Genomic DNA, 23,378 nt, shown 5'->3' on the forward strand with positions numbered 1-23,378 from the left:
AGTTCTCGACTAAACGGCGTCAAACGGGCATTTTTATGGTGGTTCATCCGGGCTCTTTGGGGGCTGGACAGGTGTGGTAACCACCATTTTCCAAAGATGTCCCGGATGAACAACCTACCGAGAGATCACAGTTAGTCGACTGTCGCGCGCAGCGCGGGCTTTTCATCGCCATGTGCAGAGCAGTCGACTAACAGTCGACTCTACCGCCGCGGCCGGATGGTCCGCCGCGATCGGATGGCCCTCAGCGATCGGATGGTCCGCAGCGATCGGATGGCCCTCAGCGATCGGATGGTCCGCAGCGCTCGGAGAATCCAACACGTCCGGAAGATCCGCCACGACCGGAAGATCCGCAGAAACGACGACGCCGGCCCAGGGCCGGCGTCGTCGGGTACTTCTCATCGCGGCGGGATCACTCCTGCGCGGCGTCCTCGCTGCTGGCCGCAGCCGGGGCGCCTTCGGCCGCGGCCGGGGCGGCAGCTGCCACCTCGTCCTCGTCCTCTTCGATGGAGGCATCCATGCGTTCCACCGCCTGCAGCTTCTCGTCCTTGGACAGGCGGATCAGGGTCACGCCCTGGGTGTTGCGGCCGACGCGGCTGATTTCCGAACCACGGGTACGCACCAGGGTGCCGCCATCGGAGATCAGCAGCACTTCGTCATCCGAACCCATCAGCACCGCGGCGACCAGCTTGCCGTTGCGCTCGGTGGTCTGGATGCCGATCACGCCCTGCGTGCCACGGCCCTTGCGCGGGTAATCCGGCAGCGGGGTGCGCTTGCCGTAACCGTTCTCGGTCGCGGTGAGGATGTACTGCACGCTGGCGTCGTCGGCGCCGTCGATCACCGCATCGCCATTGGCGGCGGCTTCCTCGACACCGTTGTCGTCCTCGTTTTCGTCCTCGATGCCACCGGCACTTTCGGCCACGATCAGGCTGACCACTTCCTCGCCAGCCGGCATCTTGATGCCACGCACGCCGGTCGCGGTACGGCCCATCGAGCGGACCTTGTCCTCGCCGAAGCGCACGGTCTTACCGTTGGAGGCGAACAGCAGGATGTCGCGCTCACCGTCGGTCAGGCCCACGCCGACCAGCGCATCGCCCTCGTCGAGGTTGATCGCGATCTTGCCGCGGGCCAGACGGAAGGCGAACTCGCCCAGCGGGGTCTTCTTCACCGTGCCGTTCTTGGTGGCGAAGAACACGAACTGGCCATCGGCGTACTCGCGCACCGGCAGCACGGCCTGCACGCGTTCGCCCGGTTCCAGCGGAATCCAGTTGATGATCGGACGGCCGCGGGCGTTGGAACCGGCTTCAGGCAGCTGGTAGACCGGCAGCCAGAACACCTTGCCCGAACTGGTGAAGGTCAGCAGCGTGTCATGCGTGTTGACCAGCCACAGCTGTTCGATGAAATCCTCTTCCTTGGTCGCCGCCGCACTGCGGCCACGGCCACCACGGCGCTGCGCGCGGTACACGCTCACCGGCTGGCGCTTCACGTAACCGGCATGCGAAACGGTGACCACCACGTCTTCCGGCGCGATCAGGTCGAGGATGTCCAGGTCTTCTTCGCTGTGGCGGATCTCGGTACGACGCTCGTCGCCGAACTCGGCCTTGACGCTGACCAGTTCCTCGCGGATCACCTGCAGCAGGCGGTCGGGATCTTCCAGGATGTGGATCAGCCCGGCGATCACTTCCAGCAGCTGCTTGTACTCGTCGGTCAGGCGGTCCTGCTCCAGCCCGGTCAGGCGGTGCAGGCGCATTTCCAGGATCTGGGTGGCCTGGATCTCGGTCAGCTGGTAGCCGCCCTCGATCAGGCCCACGCCCTTGGGCAGGTCTTCCGGGCGCGAGGCTTCGGCACCGGCAGCACCCAGCATCGCACCGACCAGGCCCGGCTCCCACACGCGTGCCAGCATGCGCTCGCGGGCTTCGTTCGGGTTCGGCGAGGTCTTGATCAGTTCGATCATCTCGTCGATGTTGGCCAGCGCGACGGTCAGGCCTTCCAGCACGTGGGCACGGGCGCGCGCCTTGCGCAGCTCGAACACGGTGCGGCGGGTGACCACTTCGCGACGGTGGCGGACGAACGCCTCCAGCATCTGCTTGAGGTTCATCAGCTGCGGGCGGCCGTCGACCAGCGCCACCATGTTGATGCCGAACACCGATTCCATCTGCGTCTGCTGGTACAGGTTGTTCAGCACAACCTCGGCAGATTCACCGCGCTTGATCTCGATGTAGATGCGCATGCCGTCCTTGTCGGACTCATCGCGCAGCTCGCTGATGCCTTCGATCTTCTTTTCCTTGACCAGCTCGGCGATCTTCTCGATCAGACGCGCCTTGTTCACCTGGTAAGGAATTTCAGTGACGATGATCGATTCGCGGCCGTTGTCGGCCACCTCGATATCGGCCTTGGCACGGATGCGCACGCGGCCACGGCCGGTACGGTAACCGGCAACGATGCCGGCGGTGCCATTGATGATGCCGGCGGTCGGGAAATCCGGGCCCGGGATGTACTCCATCAGGCCGTCGACGTCGATTTCCGGGTTGTCGATCAGCGCGATGCAGGCGTTGATCGATTCGCTCAGGTTGTGCGGCGGGATATTGGTCGCCATGCCCACCGCGATACCGGCCGAACCATTGACCAGCAGGTTCGGGAACCGGGTCGGCATGACCGTCGGCTCCAGTTCCTTTTCGTCGTAGTTGGGCTGGAAGTCGACGGTTTCCTTGTCGATGTCGGCCATCAGCTCATGCGCGAGGCGCGACATGCGCGCTTCGGTGTATCGCATTGCCGCGGCGGAGTCGCCATCGATGGAGCCGAAGTTACCCTGGCCATCGACCAGCATGTAGCGCAGCGAGAACGGCTGTGCCAGGCGCACCAGCGTGTCGTACACCGACTGATCGCCATGCGGGTGGTACTTACCGATGACGTCACCGACGATACGCGCCGACTTGAAGTAGGGCTTGTTGCTGTGCGCGTTCAGTTCATTCATCGCGAACAGCACGCGGCGATGCACCGGCTTGAGGCCGTCGCGCGCATCCGGCAGCGCACGGCCCACGATCACGCTCATGGCGTAATCGAGGTAGCTCTTGCGCATCTCGTCTTCCAGGTTGACCTGGATGATTTCCTTGGCGGTTTCTGCCATTCGGGTTCCGTTGTCTGGTAGCGGTCCAGTCCGGCGCAGCCCTCTGCGGGAGGGGGTCGTGCCGGAACCTCGATTCAACCTGTGGATACTACCACAACAGGCCGTTTTCCGCCTCCCTTTACGGGGATTTTACCTGCACAAATCAGGAACTTAGGGGACTGCCGGGCGCGAAAAGATGATCCATCCACGCATGGCGTGGATCTACCGGCCTGGCCCGCCCGGTAGATCCACGCCATGCGTGGATGCGGGCGAACAAGGGGTCCGAGCCCTTTCCTGCGGAAAGGGATCCGACCCCGCGGAACCCGCCCGCCTCAACCGCCGAAGGCGGCGCGCATGTTCCCGGCGGTCGGGTTCAGGATCACGCCGCGTTCGGTCACGATGGCGTCGATCAGCTCGCCCGGAGTGACGTCGAACACCGGGTTCCAGGCAGCGATGCCCTCGGCCACGGTGCGGGTGCCGCCCACGCCGTACAGCTCGCCCGGATCGCGCTGCTCGATCTCGATCTGGCTGCCGTCAACGGTGTCCATGTCCACCGTCGAGGACGGCGCCACGACCATGAACTTCACCCCGTGGTGGCGCGCGGCGATGGCCAGCTGGTAGGTGCCGATCTTGTTGGCGGTATCGCCGTTGGCGCAGATGCGGTCGGCACCCACGATCACCCACTGCACGGCACCGGTCTTCATCAGGTGCGAGGCAGCCGAATCGGCGATCAGGGTGGCATCGATACCATCCTGCTGCAGCTCCCACACGGTCAGGCGCGCGCCCTGCAGCCACGGCCGGGTCTCACCGGCGAACACGCGGGCAATGCGGTGCTGGGCCATGCCGGCACGGATCACGCCCAACGCGGTGCCGAAGCCGGCGGTGGCCAGCGAGCCGGTGTTGCAATGGGTCAGCACGCCGCTACCGGTCTCGATCAGGCCGGCACCCAGCGCGCCCATGTGGCGGTTGGCGGCCAGGTCTTCCTCGGCGATGGCCTGCGCCTCCGCTTCCAGCGCGGCCTTCCAGTCAGCGCCGGCAGCATTCAGGCAGCGGCGCATGCGCGCCAGCGCCCAGGCCAGGTTCACCGCGGTCGGGCGCGAGGCGTTCAGGCGCTGCAGCGCCGGCTCCAGCTGCTGCAGGGCATGTGCACCGTCGGCGGCCTGCACTTCGCGCGCTGCCAGCACCACGCCCCAGGCGGCGGCGATGCCGATGGCCGGCGCACCACGCACGGTCAACGCGTGGATGGCCGCAGCCACTTCGTCACTGTCATGGCAGACCACATGCTCGACCACGAACGGCAGCTTGCGCTGGTCCAGCAGTTGCAGGGCATCACCGGTCCACAGGATCGGGCGGATGTGGTCGTAACGGGCGTAGTCGATGTCGGAGGCAGTGTTCATGAGCCCATTGTAGGGCCACGCTCCCTGGGGTTGGAGCCCGCCCGGGCTCAATTCACCGAGAATTCGGCGCGGCAGCCGCCGTCCACCCAGATGCCGTTGCGACTCCAGCCCCAGGTACTGCCTTCCTGGCACGGCGTGCTGGACAGCTGCTCGAAGACGGCGGCACCGACCGAGATGCTGGCACCGCAGAAACGGCGCTTCTTCGACTTCGATTCACAGGTCAGCCGGCGTGGTACGTCAACGAATCGGCCATCCTCGTCAGCCACTTCGAAGTCGCCTTGGCAGCCGCGGCTGGTCCAGACTTCATTGCGCTTGTAGCCCCAGCCCTGCCCTTCGCGGCATGGCAGCGCCGACAGCTGGCGCAGCAGGCGCACTGGCGCGCCATCCAGGCGCACCGGGCAACTCTGCGGGCGGCCATTGGATTCACAACGCACCACGCGACGGACCAGGCGCTTGCCCTCGCTGGCTGCCGGCGCGGCGCCTGCAGCGCGGCGCGCGCGGAACTCGGCGCGGCAGCCCAGCGTGACCCACACGCCACTGCGGTCGGTCCCCCATTCGCTGCCACGGATGCAGCTGCTGTTGGAGAGCTGGCGCACCAGGTCGATGCCGTTGCTGACATCGATATCGCAATGCACCCAGCCCATGTCGCGTGATTCACAGGTCACCACTTCACCGTCGTAGCCGGCCTGCTGGGCAGATGCCGATGACGGCAGCCAGGCACCCCAGAGCGCGATGGAGTACACCGGTGCAGCGACAACCGCAAACCACTTGACCAAAGCCTTCCCCAGCAGGAATGGATGAACTGCGTGCCAGTGTCCGGCATCTGCCGTGATAAGAGCATCATCCTGCTTACCGAAGCAAGCGCGGAAACGCGGAATTCCGTTCAGTCTTCGATGTTCAGGAACGCATGTCGCTCATGCGTGGGCAAAGTCGTAGGCCAGCACGTCGGCGATGCGCGGCGTGCGGTTCATCGCCATCAGCAGGCGATCCACACCCACCGCCACGCCCGCGCACGCCGGCATCGATGGCAGCGCTGCCAGCAGCGCCTCGTCCAGCGCCGGCTGCACCTGGCCACGTTCATGGCGCCGCTGCAGGTCACGCTGGAAGCGCGCGCGCTGCTCGTGGGCGTCGTTCAGTTCGTGATAGCCGTTGGCCAGCTCCACCGCGCCCAGGTACAACTCGAAGCGCTCGGCCAGAGGCGGTGTACCGGCACGGATGCGCGCAAGCGCCGCCTGGCTGGCTGGCCAGTCATGGACCACGGTCATCACTGCGTCATCGAAGTGCGGCTGGATGCGATGGGTCATCAACAGGTCCAGCCAGTCGTCGCGGGTCAGCCCGACCGGATCGATGTGCACATCACCCAGCGCGGCCCGCAATGCAGCCTCATCGGCCTCGAACGGGTCCACGCCCACGTACTGCTGGAACAGCTCGCGGTAGCTCAGCACGCGCAGGCTGGCACTGCGCCCGACCAGCGCCAGCGCCTGGGTGACCAGCTCGGCGGTTTCCTGCACCAGGCGATGATGATCCCAGCCAACCCGGTACCACTCCAGCATGGTGAATTCCGGATTGTGGCGGCCACCGGCCTCGCCGTTGCGGAACACCCGACCCAGTTCGTAGCAGTCGCCGACGCCGGCGGCCAGCAGGCGCTTGAGCGGATACTCCGGCGAGGTGCGCAGCCAACGGCGACGGCCACCGGCGTCGACATGCCCGCTGAAATCGGTATGGAAGCTGTCGATGTTCGGCTCGGTGTTACCGGCCACCGACAGGATCGGCGTTTCCACTTCCAGCACATCGCGTTCGGCGAAGAAGCGGCGGACCAGCGCATTGAGCGCGGCACGCTGCTGCAGCGCGCGCAGCAGGGCCTCGCTCACAGGATGCCCTCCGGGCGCGGGTGGTCCAGCGGCAGGGTCAGCAGATCGCGGGTGTCATCGATGTAACCGCTCGCCAGATAGAGGCGACGGGCCAGCTCGTTGTGGTGGTTCACTTCCAGGCGCAGGCGGCTGACGCCGCGGCCCCGTGCCCGCTGTTCGCAGATGGCCAGCGCCTGCTTGCCGCGGCCGCGACCACGCGCACGATGGCTCAGGTACAGCTCGTCCAGCAGCATGAAGTGGCCGCCCTGTTCCAGGCTGAAGCCCATCGCGATCACCGCATAGCCGACCACCTCAGCCGCCTCGTCCAGCCACAGCAGCACTTCACCGTTGCGCGGGTCAGCCAGCAACGCATCCACGCCGCGACGCACGCGCGCGTCGTCGAAGTCGATCCGGTCTTCGGCGTAGAACTCGCGCATCAATGCGATCAGCAGCTCCTCGTCAGCACGGGTGGCCAGGCGGAAATCCAGCGGGGCGGTCTGCATCGGTGTTCCTTTGTGTTTCATGCCGGGTGCGGGGGCACCCGGCGGGGTCATCATTCGTGTTCTGCAAGATAGGCCAGCAGACGGTCCTCGTCCCACACCGGCACGCCCAGCGACTGTGCCTTGTCCAGCTTGGAGCCTGCCTCGGTGCCGGCCACCACGAAACTGGTCTTTTTCGACACGCTGCCGGACACCTTGGCACCAAGGGCCTCCAGGCGCTCCTTGGCGGCATCGCGGGTAAGCTGGGCCAGGGTGCCGGTCAGTACCACGGTCTGCCCATCCAGCGGACCGGCCACGATCTCGGCCAGCGCCGGCGCCTTGGCCAGGATCTGCCGCATCGCGTTCTCGGCGGCCAACAGCATCGCACCATGGCCATCGGCGTCCAGCCAATCGGCCAGACCACGCGCCGTGTCATCGGGCAGCCCGGCGTTGACGAACTGGCCATGCTCGGCGTCGAGCACCGCCTGTGCACCGGGCAACGCGGCGACCAGCTTTTCCGCGCGCAGGCGGGTAATGCCGGGGATCTCCGACTCAACCAGCAACTGCGCCAGATCGAGGCCCTCGCGCAGCTTCGCGCTGGGCGCGTGCACATCACTGATGCGCACCTGGCCGACCTGCAGCAGGTCATCGATGGCCTGCTGGTTGCCCTGCTGTTCGAAGAAGTGGCCGAGCGAGCGCGCCACTTCGCCACCGATGTCCGGCACGCGCTTGAACAGCGGCCACGGCAGATGGCGGATCAGTTCCAGGTCACCGAACCACTGCGCCAACGCCTTGGCCGTGCTTTCACCCACATGCTCGATGCCGAGTGCGAACAGCAGCCGTTCGAGCGTGGCGGCTCGGCTGGCGTCGATCGCTGCGATCAGGTTGTCGGCCCACTTGGTGGCGATCTTCTTCGTGTTCCATTCGAAGCTGGCCGGCTGCGCCAGCGCCTGCGCGCGCCAGCCCGGATCGTTGCCGTCCAGCTTGAGCGCCGCATTGAGCACCGCACCACTGCCCTCGGCGGGCAGGTGCAGCTTCAGCGCCGCCGCCAGCGCCGACGGATCCTCTGCATCCAGCACCAGCTTCAGGTGCAGCAGCGTATCGCGGTTGAGCCGGTAGAGGTCGGCCACGCTCTTGACGATGCCGGCATCGACCAGGGTTTCAATGTACTTGTCGCCCAGGCCATCGATGTCCATCGCGCGGCGCGAGGCAAAGTGGGCGATCGCTTCCTTGCGCTGCGCCGGGCAGGACAGCTCGCCCGAGCAGCGCCATGCGGCTGCACCTTCCTCGCGCACGATTTCCGAGCCACACACCGGGCAGCGCGTCGGCATCTGCCACGGCGAGGTGCCCTGCGGGCGGCGATCGAGGATGACGCTGACCACCTCGGGAATGACATCGCCCGCACGACGCACGATCACGCTGTCGCCGACGCGCACGTCCAGGCGTGCGATCTGGTCGGCGTTGTGCAGAGTGGCGTTGGAGACGATCACGCCAGCCACGGCCACCGGCGCAAGACGCGCGACCGGCGTAGCGGCACCGGTGCGGCCGATCTGGATCTCGATCGCCTCCACCGTCGTGCTCTGCTCCTGCGCCGGGAATTTGTGCGCAATGGCCCAGCGCGGTGCGCGCGAGACGAAGCCCATCGCCTGCTGGCCGGCGCGGTCATCCAGCTTGTAGACCACGCCATCGATATCGAACGGCAGGCCGTCGCGGCGCTCACCGATATCGCGGTAGTACCCCAGCAGGCCGTCGGTCCCTTCCACCACCTTGCACAGTGCGCTGACCGGGAAACCCCAGGCGCCGAGCTGGGCCAGCGTGCCCGAATGGGTGTCTGGCAGCTCGCCACCCTGCACCTCGCCGGTGCCGTAGGCGAAGAAGCTCAGCCTGCGCTGCGCACTGATCTTCGGATCGAGCTGGCGCAGCGAGCCGGCCGCGGCATTGCGCGGATTGGCCAGCACCTTGCCACCGTGCTGACGTGCACGTTCGTTGTAGGCCTCGAAATCGGCACGCGCCATGTAGACCTCGCCACGCACTTCCAGCACATCTGGCCAGTCCTTGCCGTGCAGGCGCTTGGGAATGTCACCGATCTCGCGCAGGTTGACGGTCACGTCCTCGCCGGTACTGCCATCGCCACGAGTCGCGCCGAGCACGAAATGACCCTCCTCGTAGCGCAGGCTGATCGCCAGGCCGTCCATCTTCGGCTCGGCCGAGAACTGCAGGCTGCGGCGCCCCAGGCGCTCGTCGATGCGGCGTACGAAGTCGGCCACTTCCTCGTCGCTGAAGGCGTTGGACAGCGACAGCATCGGCACCGCGTGGCGCACCTCCGGAAAGCGGCCGGAAGGACGGGCACCGACCTGCTGGGTCGGGCTGTCCGCACGGGCCAGTTCCGGATGATCGCGCTCCAGCGCTTCCAGCTCGCGCACCATCCGGTCGTAGTCGACGTCGGGGATCTCCGGCGCGTCCAGCTCGTGGTAGGCGCGGTTGGCCTGGGCGATCTGCCGGCGAAGATCTTCGGCGCGTTCGGCGGGGCTGGGGCTCATCGGGATCCGGTGGTTCTGGGATGGCCGGGGATTCTACCGCGCCCGGCCGTCAGGCCCGGTAACGCCTCCGCCTTTGCAGCGTCGAGCCATGCTCGACTGCCGCTCCCCCGCTCTGGTAGCTGCCAACCTTCGCCCCGTTCCGGTAGGTGCCAACCTTGGTTGGCACGTCTGCAGTCGAGCACGGCTCGACGCTACAGAATCAGCTTGCCGCCCGCCCCCTCCAGCGCTAGCGTGCGTCGCCTCTCATCGGAATTCCGCCCATGACCCCGCCCGCCTCCCGCCGTCACTTCCTGCAGCTGGCCGGTGCCGGCCTCGCCATGGCCGGAACCGGCCTTCCCCGCCTTGCCCAGGCCCAGCCGGCCTCGGCCGCTGCGCCCGCACCTCGCGAAGGTGCCGTACTGCTGAACTTCAACGAATGCCCGTATGGCCCGTCGCCCGCAGCCCAGCAGGCCGCGCGGGACAGCATCGCAAGCAGCGGACGCTATCGTTTCGAGCTCGCCGGGCAAGTGCGCGACACCTTCATCGAACAGGCAGGACTGCCGGCCGACCATGTGCGCCTCTATCCCGGCTCCAGTGAACCGTTGAATCGCGCCGCCACCGTGTGGACGGGCCCGCAGGCGGGCCTGGTGGTAGCCGACCCGACCTTCGAGACGCTGGGCGAGGTGGCTGCGGCCCACGGCGCCCACGTGCAGAAAGTGCCATTGCGCGACGACGGCGCACATGACCTGCGCGCGATGGTGGCTGCGGCGCACGCGCAACCGACCGGACTGCTGTATGTGTGCAACCCGAACAACCCGACCGGCTCGGTCAGCCCTCCTGATGAGCTTGCCTGGCTGCTGGCCCACAAGCCTGCCGCCACCCGCGTGCTGGTCGACGAGGCCTACCTGCAGTACAGCGAGCAGCCGAGCCTGATCGCGCAGGTGACGCAGCGCGATGACCTGATCGTGCTGCGCACGTTCTCCAAGCTGTACGGTATGGCCGGCCTGCGCCTGGGCGTGGCGGCCGCACATCCCGACCGCCTGCGCGAACTGGCCCGCCTGGGCGACAACCCGCTACCGGTGCCGGCCATGGCCGCGGCACTGGCCAGCCTGCGCGACCCGCAGCTGATCCCGCAGCGGCGCCTGCAGAATGCCAAGGCGCGCCAGGCCACCATCGCGTGGTTGGGCAAGCGTGGGTTCAGCTGCGTTCCGTCGGAAGCCAACTGCTTCGTGGTGGATGTGCAGCGCGACGGTGCTGCCTTTGCCAAGGCGATGGCGGACAACGGCGTTGTCATCGGCCGCAGCTGGCCGATCTGGCCGCAGCGCGTGCGGGTAACGGTGGGTACCGAAGAAGAAATGGCGGCGTTCCGCCGCGCGTTCGCCAAGGTCGCCGGCGTACCGGCGTAGACCGCATCCACGCATGGCGTGGATCTACCGGAGGTTGCTGACGGTGGGTGCCGACCGTTGGTCGGCACATGAATCCATTACCAGCGCGGGGTCTTGGTCAGCGGCGGCGCCTGGTGCTGGCGATCATAGGCGCGCAGCTCGTCACGGATATGCGCGATGCGCTGGCGGCCCAGGGGGTTGCGGCTGTCATCCAGCACCAGGCCGTCCAGCAGCTCGGCCATGCGCTGCACCGTCGGCAGCATCTTCTCCCAGGCGTCCAGCGCGGTCAGCGGCGCCGGCAGGGTCAGGAAGAAAGCGATGGCCGGGGTTTCCATCGCGCGGATGTTGGCCATGTCGAAGCTGCCCGGCTTCATGATGCTGGCCATCGAGAAGATCGGGCCGCGCTCCGGGTGGCCTTCCACCAGGCGGTGGAACACGTTCATGTGGCCGAACACCAGGCCGGTCTTCTCCGCCGCCACCACGATGTCTTCGCCGCGCAGCTGCTCGCCGGCGCGGGCGGCCACGAACAGCGAGACGATCTTGTCGAAGTCCTGGGTGGCGCGCTTGCCAAGGTCGCTGGCCGCGCCGGCGTCGGTGTCGGCCAGGCCAAGCTCGGCCTGCTCGCCTTCCGGGCCCATGCCCGGTTCCACGCGGCCATCGGCCACGGTGACGCCATCATCGCCCAGCACCGGCTCGCGACGCTCGCCGCTGGTCGGTTCCGCGCTTTCCACGCGGCGCCCCTGGGGCTTCTTCTTCGGACGGCCAAACAGGAAGATCGCGGCGATCAACAGCAGGCCGGCGGCCAGGATGCCGATGCGCAACAGTGCCGTGTCGGACATTCGATAGGTTCTCCGGCTAGTTCATTCAGGTAATTAGGATGGCACGTCAGGCCGCGCCCGCCAATCGTGCGGCTTCTTCCAGGTCCACGCTGACAAGGCGGCTGACGCCTGGTTCGCGCATGGTCACGCCCGACAGCTGGTGCGCCGCCTCCATCGTCGCCTTGTTGTGGCTGACGAACAGGAACTGCACCTTCTCGCTCATTTCCTTGACCATGTTGGCCAGGCGACCGACGTTGGCTTCGTCCAGCGGTGCGTCCACCTCGTCCAGCAGGCAGAACGGTGCGGGATTCAGCTGGAAGATGGCGAACACCAGCGCCACTGCAGTCATCGCCTTCTCGCCACCGGACAGCAGCGAGATGCTGGACACCCGCTTGCCCGGCGGACGCGCCATGATGGTCACGCCGGTGTCGAGCAGGTCTTCACCGGTCAGCTCCAGGTAGGCGTGCCCGCCACCGAACAGTCGCGGGTAAAGCGCCTGCACGCCGGCGTTGACGCGGTCGAAAGTGTCCTTGAAGCGGCCGCGGGTCTCGCGGTCGATCTTGCGGATGGCATCTTCCAGGGTTTCCAGCGCGGTGGTCAGGTCGGTGTGCTGCGAATCCAGGTAGTCCGAGCGCTGCGACGCCTCACCGTACTCGTGGATGGCCGCCAGGTTGACCGGCTCCAGCCGGCGCATGCGGCCATCGATCTGGTGCACGGCCTGCTCCCAATCGCCCAGTCGGGCATCTTCGGGCAGCGCATTGAGCACGTCCTGCAGCACGAAACCGGCCTTCTCCACCGCACCCTGCAGAGTGTCCGCGCTGAGCACCAGCGCCTGCTGGTCCAGCTTGCGCTGCGAGATGCGCTCACGCTGGGCCAATGCCTGTTCGTCGCGCTGGTGGCGGGTCTGTTCGTAATTGCGCAGCTCGGCGTCGATGCCGTCCAGCAGCGTGCGCGCCTCGGTCAACACGCGATCGGCGCGCACGCGCTCTTCCAGTGCATTCTGATGCTCGGCCTGCAGTGATTCGACCGGCGAATCACCCTCGTCCAGCTGCGAATGCAGCTCGCCCAGGCGCGAATCCAGCTGCCCGCGCTGGGTGCCCATGCGTTCCAGTGCCTGGCTCAACGAGGCCAGCTGCGCCCGCTGCGATTCCAGGGTCAGCGCCAGCGAGTGCGAACGCTCGCGCACCGCACGTGCGGCGTCGCGGGCCAGGTCGCGGGCCTCGGTCAGCTGGCGGCGCTCGCCCTCGAGTCGCTGCCGGATCGATTCCAGGTCGCCCATGCTGCTGACCGCGTTCTCCAATCGCGAACGCGCTTCACGCGCCTGTTCGTTGTTGGCTTCAATCGTTTCCTGCAGTTGCTTCAGCTCACCTTCGATGCGATCGATGCGCGTGCGTGCGGCCTCCACCTTGCCCTGCTGGCCCTGCAGCTGGCCGGCCAGTTCGGATACCGCACGATGGGCCTGGTACAGCGCACGCTGCGCGTCTTCGCGCTGCTGTTCGGCGGCCTGCAACTGCTCGCGGAAGCCTGCCAGCTGTTCTTCCAGCTCGGCTTCGCGGTCCTGCAGCTGCTCGATCTGCTCGCGCAGCTCATTGATCTCGCGCTCGCGCAGCAGCGCGCCCTGCTGGGCCGCACCGGAACGCGACACACGCAGCCAGCCCTCGCCCAGGCGCTCACCGCCCTGGGTGATGATCGAATCGCCCTCGGGCAGGCCGGCCTGCAGCGCCTTGGCTTCGGCCAGATCCCTGGCACCGTGCAGGTGTGCCAGCAGGCGACGGATCGCCGCTGGACCACGCACGTGTGCAGCCAGCGAGGTCGGTGCAGCCTTGAAGTCGGCACCGGCGTTGGCGACCAGCGCAATGTGGCCATCGCCCAGTTCGCCCAGCGCGTCGACCAGGCTGGCCGGGTCATCGACCAGCACGCCTTCGATCAATTGGCCGAGCGCGCTTTCCACCGCGTTTTCCCAGCCGGCATCGACATCCAGGCGTTCGCCGACACGCGCCGCCGAGTCCAGCCCACGCGCCTTCAGCCAGGCCACGGCCGCGCCCTGCTCCTGGCCCAGTGCGGCCTGCTGCAGGGTTTCCAGCGAGGCCAGGCGGCCACGCAGGCCGTTGACCTGCTTGCGCAGTTCCGCCAGTTCGTTCTGGCCATTGCGCTGCTGCTCCTGCACGGCGGTCACGCCCTGCTTGCGCAGCTCGACGTCTTCGCTCAGCTCATCCAGCGCGGTCTTCTGCGTGTCGTGCTGCAGGTGCAGCTGCTCGAAGGCTTCTTCCAGCGCGTCCACGTCCAGCCCGGCGCGCTCGGCGGCCAGGGCTTCACGACGCCGGTCGGCATCGAGGATCTGCTTGTCCAGGTAGTCCACGCGCGTGCGCTCGACATCGCCGGCGCGCGAGGCTTCCGAACTCTGCGAGGTGTGCTGTTCCCAGCGCTGCTGCCAGCTGGCCAGCCGGTCTTCAGCCTCGCGCAGGCTTTCCTGCTTGATCTCGTTTTCTTCCTGCAGTTCTTCCAGCTGCGGAGTGGCGGCCTCCACCGCCTCACGCAGCACCATCAGCTTGGCTTCGTCGCCACTGATGTGCTGCCCCAGCTCGGCCAGGGCCTGCTGGGTTTCATCGCGTGCCTTGTGCAGGCGCTGCGACAACTCGCGCTGGTGCTGGATCTGCTGCTCCAGGCGGGCCAGCGTGCTGCCGACCTGATAGACCGCCGCCTGCGCAGTGTTGAGCGCATCGGCGGCCTCTTCGCGTCGAACGCGCGAGGTCTCGATGCGGGCCTCGGCATCACGCTGGTCGGCGATCAGCTGCTGCAGCTTGGTCTCTTCCTGCGACAGGCCCTCGCGCAGCTTCGACAGGCGTCCGTCGAGGCCACGGAATTCCAGTGCCTTCCACTCGGCATCCTTGACCCGGCGCTCTTCCTGCAGCGCCTGGTACTGCTCGGCCTGCTTGGCCTGGCGCTTGAGATGCTCGAGCTGCTTGCTGATCTCGTCGCGCAGGTCGCCCAGGCGGTCCAGGTTTTCGCGGGTGTGGCGGATGCGGGTCTCGGTCTCCTTGCGGCGCTCCTTGTACTTGGAGATGCCGGCCGCCTCTTCCAGGTACACGCGCAGGTCTTCCGGGCGCGCCTCGATGATCTGGCTGATCATGCCCTGCTCGATGATCGAGTAGCTGCGCGGGCCCAGGCCGGTGCCGAGGAACAGATCGGTGATGTCGCGGCGGCGGCACTTGGTGCCGTTGAGGTAGTAATTGCTGGTGCCGTCGCGGCTGACCGTGCGCTTGACCGAGATTTCGTTGAACGAGGCGTACTCGCCCGAGATCGTGTGGTCGGAGTTGTCGAAGATCAGCTCGACGGTGGCCTGCGAGACCGGCTTGCGGGCGTTGGAACCGGAAAAGATCACGTCGGTCAGCGAGTCGCCGCGCAGGCGGCTGGCCGAGCTCTCGCCCATGACCCAGCGCACGGCGTCGATGATGTTCGACTTGCCGCAGCCATTGGGCCCCACCACGCCGGTCATGTTGGTCGGCAGGTGCAGGGTGGTCGGATCGACGAACGACTTGAAGCCGGACAGCTTGATCGTGGAAAGACGCATAGGGGTTCCGGACTGGGGCCGGCAAGCGGCCTGCGTTTACCCTCCAAGTCATTGATCCTGTTGGGATCGATGGCCGTGGAACGGGTGTGACGCCCTGAGTATACCGATGTGGCCGTGTTCTACGAATGGGCGTGGAACATTGTCCAGCCCTGCCCCGTCGGCCCGGCCGGCCTCGACACCCTGGAGCGGGAGCCATAAAACAAAACGGGCACCCTTGCGGGCGCCCGTTCTTCGGTGATGCCAGGCCTTGCGGCGTGGGATCAGGCTTCGGCGACGACGACGACCTTGACGGTGGTCTCGACGTCGGCGTGCAGGTGGATCAGCACGTCGTATTCGCCGATGTTGCGGAAGGCGCCTTCGCCCAGGATGACTTCGCTCTTGCTGACCGGCAGGCCGGCAGCGGTGAAGGCATCGGCGATTTCGCGGGCGCCGACCGAGCCGTACAGCTTGCCTTCGGTCGAAGCGTTGGCCGGGATGGTCACGCTCGCGCCGTCCAGCTTGGCCTTGCGGGCGTCAGCATCGGCGTGGATGGCCTGGGCCTTGGCTTCGTATTCGGCGCGCTTGGCTTCGAACTCGGCCTTGTTGCTCTCGGTGGCCGGAACGGCCTTGCCCTGCGGCACGAGGAAGTTACGGCCGTAGCCCGGCTTCACGTCGACCAGGTCGCCCAGGTTGCCGAGGTTGGTGACTTTCTGCAGGAGGATCAGCTGCATGGTATTGCTCCAGATAAGTTATTCGTTAGCGAGGCGGTGCCCCGCAACAAAGGCTGTCCGAATAGCTGGCACAGCGGGGGCGGCACCGGGCCGCCCCGCCGGGCATCAGACGTCGTGGTTGTCGGTGTACGGGATCAGGGCCAGGAAGCGAGCGCGCTTGACGGCGGTCGCCAGCTGGCGCTGGTACTTCGACTTGGTACCGGTGACGCGGCTCGGCACGATCTTGCCGTTCTCGGTCAGGTACTGGCGCAGGGTGTTGAGATCCTTGTAGTCGATCTCCTTCACACCTTCAGCAGTGAACTTGCAGAACTTGCGGCGACGGAAGAACTTGGACATGGGAAGGCTCCTTAGGCGGCGGAAGCGGCGTCGTCGCCAGCTTCGTTGTCAGCGGTGTTGTTGGACTCGCCTTCTTCGTCGTCACGACGACGGCGCTCACCGCGCTCCGGCTTGTCACCCTTCTCGTCCTTGCTCTTCATGATCAGCGACTGCTCGGTGTCAGCCTCGTCACGCTTGATGACCAGGTTGCGCAGCACGGCGTCGTTGAAGCGGAAGCTCTCGGTCAGTTCGTTCAGAACGGCCTGGTCGGCTTCGATGTTCATCAGCACGTAGTGGGCCTTCACCAGGTTCTGGATCGGGTACGCCAGCTGGCGGCGGCCCCAGTCTTCCAGACGGTGGATGGTGCCGTTGCCGTTCTCGACCAGCGACTTGTAGCGCTCGATCATGGCCGGGACCTGCTCGCTCTGGTCCGGGTGGACCATGAACACGATTTCGTAATGACGACTCATGTTTTTTCTACCTTTCGGATGTGGCCTTGCGGCCGGACAGCCCCCCGCCGTTGAGACCGCGGTGGGGCAAGGGTTCCCGCCGGGTAGGCAGGAAGCCGCGCATTATGGCCCAGATGCAGGCACCGGGCAACCGGCGGGGCCCAGGCAACCTGAACCCGGTAGCGCCGGGCCATGCCCGGCGGACGTATTCAGCCCAGATCGACGTGAAGGCGGTGCTGACCGCAGGCCAGGCACTGGAACAGGCAGCCCACCATCATCCCGTCCCGGCTCAGATGCTCCAGCACCCAGTCCGCGTCGCGCGGATTGACCTCGGCTACGTCCGGCCGGACCTGATCGAGGATGGGCAGCAGGTCTTCGCTGCCGGCGAAGCCGAGGAAGGCGCAGGGCCGCTCACAGTGGCTCAGCCAGGCCGACTGCTGCCAGGACAAGTAGCCCGGCGTACGCTCGCAGATTTCCAGCAGCAGCTCACGGGCGATGGTCGGCGGCGGGTCGGCCGGGTCCGGCGACACCCCCTCGATATCGCTCCAGCCGGTGAATTCGCCTTGATAGCGTGCTGCCGCGCTGCCGTCGGCGATACACCAGGGACACAGGTAATCGGGGCTCAGAACGGAATGGAACGGCCCGCGGTAGCGGAGCGCCCGGGGCTGGCCACAGCAGTCGCAGACGCCATCAGCGTCCTCGAAGGACAGCGCGTAGGCGTTCGGGTAAAAGGCGAAAACCGGTCGTTCCATCCGTGGAGGTCCCTTCTGGTGCAGCGTGCCGAACAAGGTCGGCATCTACCCTGCCTGCCCCATGGAGCAGGCCCCGGTAGCGCCGGGCCGCGCCCGGCGGATGCCAGAACCGGCCCTCAGGCCTTGTCGGCGTCGGTGGTGAAGCTCTCGCCGCAGCCACACTCGGCGGTGGCATTGGGGTTGCTGAACGTGAAGGTCTCGCTCAGGCCGTGCTTGCCGAAGTCGATCACGGTGCCGTCCACCAGCGCCAGGCTCTTGGCGTCGACATAGATCTTCACGCCGTCCTGGTCGAACACGGTGTCGCCCTCGCGCTCGTCGCGGGCCAGGTCGGTCACGTGGCCCCAGCCGGAGCAACCGGTCTTGGTCACGCCGAAACGCAGGCCCAGCGCGCCGGGGGTCTGGGCGACAAAGCGCTGCACGCGCTCGAAGGCAATGGGGGTCAGGCTGACGGCCATGGGGCTACTCCAGAGGTACGGGGACATTATAAGGAGCCGTTGCCACGAAAAATGCCTCGCAAGCGGAACGCTGCAACCGGTAAACTCCCGTGTTCACAGATCGAGTCGATCAGCAGAGGATTCAAGTCATGACGGTGGTCAGCGTTGAACATGCGCTTGCCGGGAAGATCCCGGAAGGCGGCGAAGTCACGGTACGCGGATGGGTGCGCACGGTGCGCGGTTCAGCGAATCTGGCCTTCGTGAATGTGAGCGACGGCTCCTGCTTCGCCCCGATCCAGGTCGTGGCCAACGACACCCTGGCCAACTTCGACGAGATCAAGCGCCTGACCAGCGGCTGCTCGGTCATCGCCACCGGCACCCTGGTGAAGTCGCAGGGCAAGGGCCAGTCGTTCGAGATCCAGGCCAGCGCGCTGGAGGTGGTCGGCTGGGTCGAAGACCCGCTCACCTACCCGATCCAGCCCAAGCCGATGTCGCCGGAGTTCCTGCGCGAAGTGGCGCACCTGCGCCCGCGCACCAACCTGTTCGGCGCGGTCACCCGCATCCGCAACTGCCTGGCCCAGGCCGTGCACCGTTTCTTCCACGAGAACGGCTTCAACTGGATCAGCACCCCGATCATCACCACCTCCGACGCCGAAGGCGCCGGCCAGATGTTCCGCGTGTCCACCCTGGACATGGTGAACCTGCCGCGCGATGAGAAGGGCGCGATCGATTTCAGCCGCGACTTCTTCGGCAAGGAAACCTTCCTGACCGTGTCCGGCCAGCTGAACGTCGAGGCCTACTGCCTGGCGCTGAGCAAGGTCTACACCTTCGGCCCGACCTTCCGCGCCGAGAACAGCCACACCACCCGCCACCTGGCGGAGTTCTGGATGATCGAGCCGGAAATCGCCTTCGCCGACCTGGCTGAAGACGCACGCCTGGCCGAAGAGTTCCTGAAGTACCTGTTCCGCGCGGTGCTGAACGAGCGTGGCGACGACCTGGCCTTCATCGCCGAGCGCGTGGACAAGAACGCGATCACCAAGCTGGAAGACTTCATCAACGCACCGTTCGAGCGCATCGACTACACCGATGCGGTCAGCCTGCTGCAGAAGTCCGGCAGGAAGTTCGACTTCCCGGTCGAATGGGGCCTGGACCTGCAGACCGAGCACGAGCGCTGGCTGACCGAGGAACACGTCGGCCGCCCGGTGGTGGTGACCAACTATCCGGAGCACATCAAGGCCTTCTACATGCGCCTGAACGACGACGGCAAGACCGTTGCCGCGATGGACGTGCTGGCCCCGGGCATCGGCGAGATCATCGGCGGCAGCCAGCGCGAAGAGCGCCTGGACGTGCTGGACGCGCGCATGGCCCAGTTCGGCCTGGATCGCGAGCATTACAGCTGGTACCGCGATTTCCGCCGCTACGGTTCGGTGCCGCACGCCGGCTTCGGCCTGGGCTTCGAACGCCTGGTGGTGTACGTCTGCGGGCTGTCCAACATCCGCGATGCGATCCCCTACCCGCGCGCCCCGGGCAGCGCGGACTTCTAAGCCACTGCACACGACCACGGAGGTACTGCCCCCATGACCCTGTTCTTCGCCCTCTGTTTCGTCGGCGTCGCAGTGGCCGGGTTCAGTGCCTTCGTGATCTTCTGGCCACTGACCCTGGTGCACGTGCGCGATCGCCATCCGGCGCTCGCCGCGCGCTTCGGCAGCGGCGCCTTCCTCAAGCCCGACGCGCTGGGCTGGCTGCTGCGCCGAGACTATCGGCAGCAACCGGACCGGTCGCTGTCCGGGCTGGCGACACCGGCCTGGGTATCGCTGCTGACCCTGCTGGCCGGACTGGGCATGGCTGCCCTGCTCTGGCTGGCCTCGCTCTGGTAATACGCTCATGAATGACATCACCGCCTCGCGCGACAGCTGGTGGCTGGCCAGCCTCGGCAACACCCTGATCTGGGCGCGCCTGCGCGTTCGCCCCGCCGGCACCGCCGAAGTGCTCGACAGCGATGGCAACACGCTGAGCTATGACAGCGAAGACACCGCGCGTTCGCAGCTGTTCGACGCCGAATTCGTCGAGTACGACGGCCTGGACGAGGAAGATGCGCTGGTGCGCGGCTTCAGCCTGCACGAAGTGCAGCCGCCGCAGGCCGACAACGACGAGGGTCTGCGTGGCCGCATGATCCAGTCGCTGGGCGGGCGCGCCTGACCCCAGCATGTTCACCCCGCGCGCCTTCGCCGAGACCGACCTGCTCTGGCTGGATCGCCTGCTGGCGCGTGACCCGTTCGTCACCGTGCTCACCGTCGGCAATGACGGCCTGCCCGAGCTGACCCGGATGCCGGTGCTGTACCAGCGTGACGGGCAACAGATCGAGCTGCGCGGCCACTGGGCCCGCGCCAATCCGCAGTCGCGCCACAGCGGCGCGGCCAAGGTGCTGGTCGACGGCCCGCATGGCTACGTCTCGGCCAGCTGGTATCCGGACAAGGAGCCTGCCGCGCGGGTACCCACCTGGAACTACGCCGCCGCCGAGCTGCGTGGCCAGCTGCAGACCTTCGACGACACCGATTCGCTGGCCGGACTGGTCGGCGCGATCAGCGACCGCTTCGAGGCCAGCGTCGGCCAGGCCTGGCAGTTCGATGCCACGCGTGCCGAGCATGGCCCCGAGCTGCGCGCCATCGTCGGCTTCCGCTTCCAGGTCGAACACGTGCAGCTGAAGCTGAAACTCAGCCAGAACCATCCCGAAGCCAACCAGCAGGCGGTGATCACCGCGCTGGACGCACTGGGCACCCCTTCTTCCCACGAGCTGGCGCAGTGGATGCGCTGGCACCGTGAACAGGCCGCTACCGGCGGCTGATCACCTCAGATTCCCGCGACGACGCGACCAGAGCGGCCGCGCCTTGCCCCCACCCGACGCCAGGGATACCGCACATGAAAGACATCCATCGCCTGCTGCAGAACAACCGCGACTGGGCCGACCGCATCGCCCAGGAAGATCCGGAGTTCTTCCACCAGCTGGCCAAGCAGCAGCATCCGGAGTACCTGTGGATCGGCTGCTCCGACTCGCGCGTGCCCGCCAACCAGATCATCGGCATGGCACCGGGCGAGGTCTTCGTGCATCGCAACGTCGCCAACGTGGTGGCGCACAGCGACCTGAACTGCCTGAGCGTGGTGCAGTACGCGGTGGACCAGCTGAAGGTGAAGCACATCCTGATCGTCGGCCACTACGGCTGCGGCGGCGTGCACGCCTGCCTGCACAACACCCGCGTCGGCCTGGCCGACAACTGGCTGCGCCATGTCGGTGACGTGGTGCAGAAGCACCAGGGCATCCTCGATGCGATCGAGGATGACGAGCTGAAACACGCGCGCCTGTGCGAACTGAACGTGATCGAGCAGGTCGCCAACCTGTGCCGTTCGACCATCGTCGAGGACGCTTGGGCCCGCGGCCAGAAGCTGATGGTGCACGGCTGGGTCTACAGCCTGAAGAACGGCCGGGTCAGCGAAATGGGCATCGACGTCGGTGCGCCGGAAGAGCTGAAGCCTGCCTATGAAAAGGCGCTGTCCTATGTGCCCCGCCAGGGCCGGCGCGACTGACCTCACTACGGACTACGACCATGCTCGCCTCGCCGATCAACCTGCACGCCTGGATCGAAGAACATCGCCACCTGCTGAAGCCGCCGGTGGGCAACAAGATGATCGACAACGGCGACTTCATCGTGATGGTGGTGGGCGGGCCGAACTCGCGCACCGACTACCACTACGACGAAGGCCCGGAATGGTTCTACCAGCTCGAGGGCGAGATGGTGCTGAAGGTGCAGGAGGACGGCGCGGTGCGCGACATCCCGATCCGTGCCGGCGAGATCTTCCTGCTGCCGGCCAGGGTGCCGCACTCGCCGCGGCGCCCGCCCGGCGGTGTCGGCCTGGTGGTCGAGCGCAAGCGCCTGCCGCATGAGATGGACGGCGTGATCTGGCACTGCGAGCGCTGCAACCACAAGCTGCACGAAGAGTTCTTCCCGCTGCAGAACATCGAAACCGACCTGCCGAAGGTGTTCGCGCGCTATCACGCCAGCCTGGAGCTGCGTACCTGCAGCGAATGCGGGCACGTGGACCCGTTGCCGGTGCCGGCGGCGGGTTGAAAGGCCGGTGGGCATGGCGATTGCTGTTACCTCCGCCTGGCATGGCCCGGCGCTACCGATGCGCGTGATCCCCGGGTAGCGCCGGGCCATGCCCGGCGAGCGCGCCGCGCGGCATCACGCCGGCCCCAAGCGCTACACTGGCAGCCCCGTTGCAGCCTGTTGCCCGACCATGTCCGACCTGCTCAGCCGCACCCACGCCATTGCCCTGGACGCCGCCGATCCGCTGCGTCCGCTGCGTAACGAATTCCTGATTCCGCGCCATGGCGGTGGCGAGCAGACCTACTTCGTCGGCAACTCCCTGGGCCTGCAGCCGCGCGGCGCACAGGCCGCGGTGCAGGAAGTGATGAAGCAGTGGGGCGAGCTGGCTGTGGAAGGCCACTTCACCGGCCCGACGCAGTGGCTGTCCTACCACCGCCTGGTGAGCGGGCAGCTGGCCCGCGTGGTCGGCGCGCTGCCCAGCGAAGTGGTGGCGATGAACACGCTGAGCGTGAACCTGCACCTGATGATGGTCAGCTTCTACCGGCCGACCGCGCAGCGCCCGGTGATCCTGATGGAAGCCGGTGCGTTCCCGACCGACCGCCACGCGGTGGAAGCGCAGATCCGTTTCCATGGGTTCGATCCGGCCGAGTGCCTGGTGGAAGTGCAGCCGGACGAAGCCAACGGAACGATCTCGCTCACTGCCATCGAGCGCGCCATCGCCGAACACGGCCCGCGCCTGGCGCTGGTGCTGTGGCCTGGCGTGCAGTACCGCACCGGCCAGGCCTTCGATCTCGATGCGATCACCCGTGCCGCACGCCTGCAGGGCGCGCGCATCGGCTTCGACCTGGCACATTCGGTCGGCAACCTGCCGCTGCGCCTGCATGACGTCGCGCCCGATTTCGCCGTGTGGTGCCACTACAAATACCTCAACAGCGGCCCGGGTGCGGTGGCTGGCGCGTTCGTGCACGAGCGCCATCACCGCGACACCACGCTGCCGCGCTTTGCCGGCTGGTGGGGCCATGAGGAATCCACCCGCTTCCAGATGGCGCCGCAGTTCACTCCGGCCGTCGGCGCCGAAGGCTGGCAGCTGAGCAATCCGCCGATTCTCGGCCTGGCACCGCTGCGTGCCTCGCTGGACCTGTTCGAGCGCGCCGGCATGGACGCACTGCGCAGCAAGTCGCTGGCGTTGACCGGCATGCTTGAAGCGCTGGTACGCGCGCGCCTGTCCAGCGTGCTGGACATCATCACTCCGGCCGAGCCGCAGCGCCGTGGCTGCCAGCTGTCATTGCGCGTGATCGGTGGCCGCGAGCGCGGCCGTGCGCTGTTCGAGCACCTGCGCGGCATCGGCGTGCTCGGCGATTGGCGCGAGCCGGACGTGATCCGCATTTCGCCCACCCCGCTCTACAACCGCTACCTGGACGTGCACCATTTCGTCGAGGAAGTGGAAGCCTGGGCCGGCCTCTGAGCCGGCCCCTCCCCTACTGCTGGACAGT

The 23,378-nt window shown here is 66.9% G+C and carries 21 protein-coding genes; 8 read left to right on the forward strand and 13 right to left on the reverse strand.

Going from position 1 to position 23,378, the window contains the following annotated elements:
* Positions 1-409: 409 nt before the first annotated feature.
* From gyrA to ligA, 6 genes are all read right to left on the reverse strand, one after another.
* Positions 410-3,124, reverse strand: coding sequence for a DNA gyrase subunit A (gene gyrA, locus AC5P88_RS01945; protein WP_495224158.1), 2,715 nt, complete (start codon positions 3,122-3,124; stop codon positions 410-412).
* 311 nt (positions 3,125-3,435) lie between these two features.
* Positions 3,436-4,500, reverse strand: a complete 1,065-nt coding sequence (mtnA, locus tag AC5P88_RS01950; RefSeq protein WP_495224160.1) for an S-methyl-5-thioribose-1-phosphate isomerase — start codon at positions 4,498-4,500, stop codon at positions 3,436-3,438.
* A gap of 47 nt (positions 4,501-4,547) precedes the next feature.
* A complete protein-coding gene (locus AC5P88_RS01955) occupies positions 4,548-5,276 on the reverse strand; it encodes a DUF3011 domain-containing protein (RefSeq protein WP_495224161.1) in 729 nt (242 codons plus the stop codon).
* Positions 5,277-5,414: 138 nt separating this feature from the next.
* Positions 5,415-6,371, reverse strand: a complete 957-nt coding sequence (gene epmA, locus AC5P88_RS01960; RefSeq protein WP_495224162.1) for an EF-P lysine aminoacylase EpmA — start codon at positions 6,369-6,371, stop codon at positions 5,415-5,417.
* On the reverse strand, positions 6,368-6,853 hold the full coding sequence (locus AC5P88_RS01965; protein WP_005413904.1) for a GNAT family N-acetyltransferase: 486 nt from the start codon (positions 6,851-6,853) through the stop codon (positions 6,368-6,370). Before AC5P88_RS01965 ends, epmA begins: the two co-directional genes overlap by 4 nt.
* Before the next feature lie 50 nt (positions 6,854-6,903).
* On the reverse strand, positions 6,904-9,375 hold the full coding sequence (gene ligA, locus AC5P88_RS01970) for an NAD-dependent DNA ligase LigA (protein ID WP_495224334.1): 2,472 nt from the start codon (positions 9,373-9,375) through the stop codon (positions 6,904-6,906).
* A 254-nt stretch (positions 9,376-9,629) separates the two neighbouring features.
* On the opposite strand from ligA, the gene AC5P88_RS01975 reads away from it, so the two are divergent.
* Positions 9,630-10,754 (forward strand): pyridoxal phosphate-dependent aminotransferase, encoded by a 1,125-nt coding sequence (locus tag AC5P88_RS01975; protein WP_495224164.1) that lies wholly within the window; start codon positions 9,630-9,632, stop codon positions 10,752-10,754.
* Between the two features lie 77 nt (positions 10,755-10,831).
* On the opposite strand, the gene zipA is transcribed toward AC5P88_RS01975, so the two are convergent.
* The 7 genes from zipA to AC5P88_RS02010 all read right to left on the reverse strand — a co-directional run bounded on the left by zipA (position 10,832) and on the right by AC5P88_RS02010 (position 17,803).
* Positions 10,832-11,572, reverse strand: a complete 741-nt coding sequence (zipA, locus tag AC5P88_RS01980; protein WP_495224166.1) for a cell division protein ZipA — start codon at positions 11,570-11,572, stop codon at positions 10,832-10,834.
* A 46-nt stretch (positions 11,573-11,618) separates the two neighbouring features.
* Entirely contained in the window at positions 11,619-15,122 is a 3,504-nt protein-coding gene (gene smc / locus AC5P88_RS01985) for a chromosome segregation protein SMC (RefSeq protein WP_495224168.1), read from the reverse strand.
* Positions 15,123-15,382: 260 nt separating this feature from the next.
* A complete protein-coding gene (rplI, locus tag AC5P88_RS01990; RefSeq protein WP_014647660.1) occupies positions 15,383-15,832 on the reverse strand; it encodes a 50S ribosomal protein L9 in 450 nt (149 codons plus the stop codon).
* 105 nt (positions 15,833-15,937) lie between these two features.
* Positions 15,938-16,168, reverse strand: a complete 231-nt coding sequence (gene rpsR, locus AC5P88_RS01995; protein WP_002804494.1) for a 30S ribosomal protein S18 — start codon at positions 16,166-16,168, stop codon at positions 15,938-15,940.
* A gap of 11 nt (positions 16,169-16,179) precedes the next feature.
* Positions 16,180-16,617: a 30S ribosomal protein S6 gene (rpsF, locus tag AC5P88_RS02000; RefSeq protein WP_005410228.1), complete on the reverse strand. Its 438-nt coding sequence runs from the start codon at positions 16,615-16,617 to the stop codon at positions 16,180-16,182.
* A 188-nt stretch (positions 16,618-16,805) separates the two neighbouring features.
* Positions 16,806-17,393, reverse strand: a complete 588-nt coding sequence (locus tag AC5P88_RS02005; protein WP_495224170.1) for a CbrC family protein — start codon at positions 17,391-17,393, stop codon at positions 16,806-16,808.
* Positions 17,394-17,464: 71 nt separating this feature from the next.
* Complete coding sequence (locus AC5P88_RS02010) at positions 17,465-17,803, reverse strand: HesB/IscA family protein (RefSeq protein ID WP_006452998.1); 339 nt, start codon at positions 17,801-17,803, stop codon at positions 17,465-17,467.
* A 128-nt stretch (positions 17,804-17,931) separates the two neighbouring features.
* On the opposite strand from AC5P88_RS02010, the gene asnS reads away from it, so the two are divergent.
* The 7 genes from asnS (at position 17,932) to kynU (ending at position 23,350) form a co-directional block, all read left to right on the forward strand.
* Entirely contained in the window at positions 17,932-19,326 is a 1,395-nt protein-coding gene (asnS, locus tag AC5P88_RS02015) for an asparagine--tRNA ligase (RefSeq protein WP_164135876.1), read from the forward strand.
* 33 nt (positions 19,327-19,359) lie between these two features.
* Positions 19,360-19,659, forward strand: coding sequence for a hypothetical protein (locus AC5P88_RS02020; RefSeq protein WP_099490769.1), 300 nt, complete (start codon positions 19,360-19,362; stop codon positions 19,657-19,659).
* A 7-nt stretch (positions 19,660-19,666) separates the two neighbouring features.
* Positions 19,667-19,981, forward strand: coding sequence for a hypothetical protein (locus tag AC5P88_RS02025; protein WP_094000972.1), 315 nt, complete (start codon positions 19,667-19,669; stop codon positions 19,979-19,981).
* Positions 19,982-19,988: 7 nt separating this feature from the next.
* Complete coding sequence (locus AC5P88_RS02030) at positions 19,989-20,627, forward strand: FMN-binding negative transcriptional regulator (protein ID WP_106550248.1); 639 nt, start codon at positions 19,989-19,991, stop codon at positions 20,625-20,627.
* A gap of 74 nt (positions 20,628-20,701) precedes the next feature.
* Entirely contained in the window at positions 20,702-21,364 is a 663-nt protein-coding gene (gene can, locus AC5P88_RS02035) for a carbonate dehydratase (protein WP_106550249.1), read from the forward strand.
* A gap of 20 nt (positions 21,365-21,384) precedes the next feature.
* Positions 21,385-21,906 (forward strand): 3-hydroxyanthranilate 3,4-dioxygenase, encoded by a 522-nt coding sequence (locus AC5P88_RS02040; protein WP_106550250.1) that lies wholly within the window; start codon positions 21,385-21,387, stop codon positions 21,904-21,906.
* Positions 21,907-22,075: 169 nt separating this feature from the next.
* Positions 22,076-23,350: a kynureninase gene (kynU, locus tag AC5P88_RS02045; protein ID WP_495224171.1), complete on the forward strand. Its 1,275-nt coding sequence runs from the start codon at positions 22,076-22,078 to the stop codon at positions 23,348-23,350.
* Positions 23,351-23,378: the final 28 nt, after the last annotated feature.

Source organism: Stenotrophomonas sp. YJH_SMC_8, assembly GCF_059371315.1.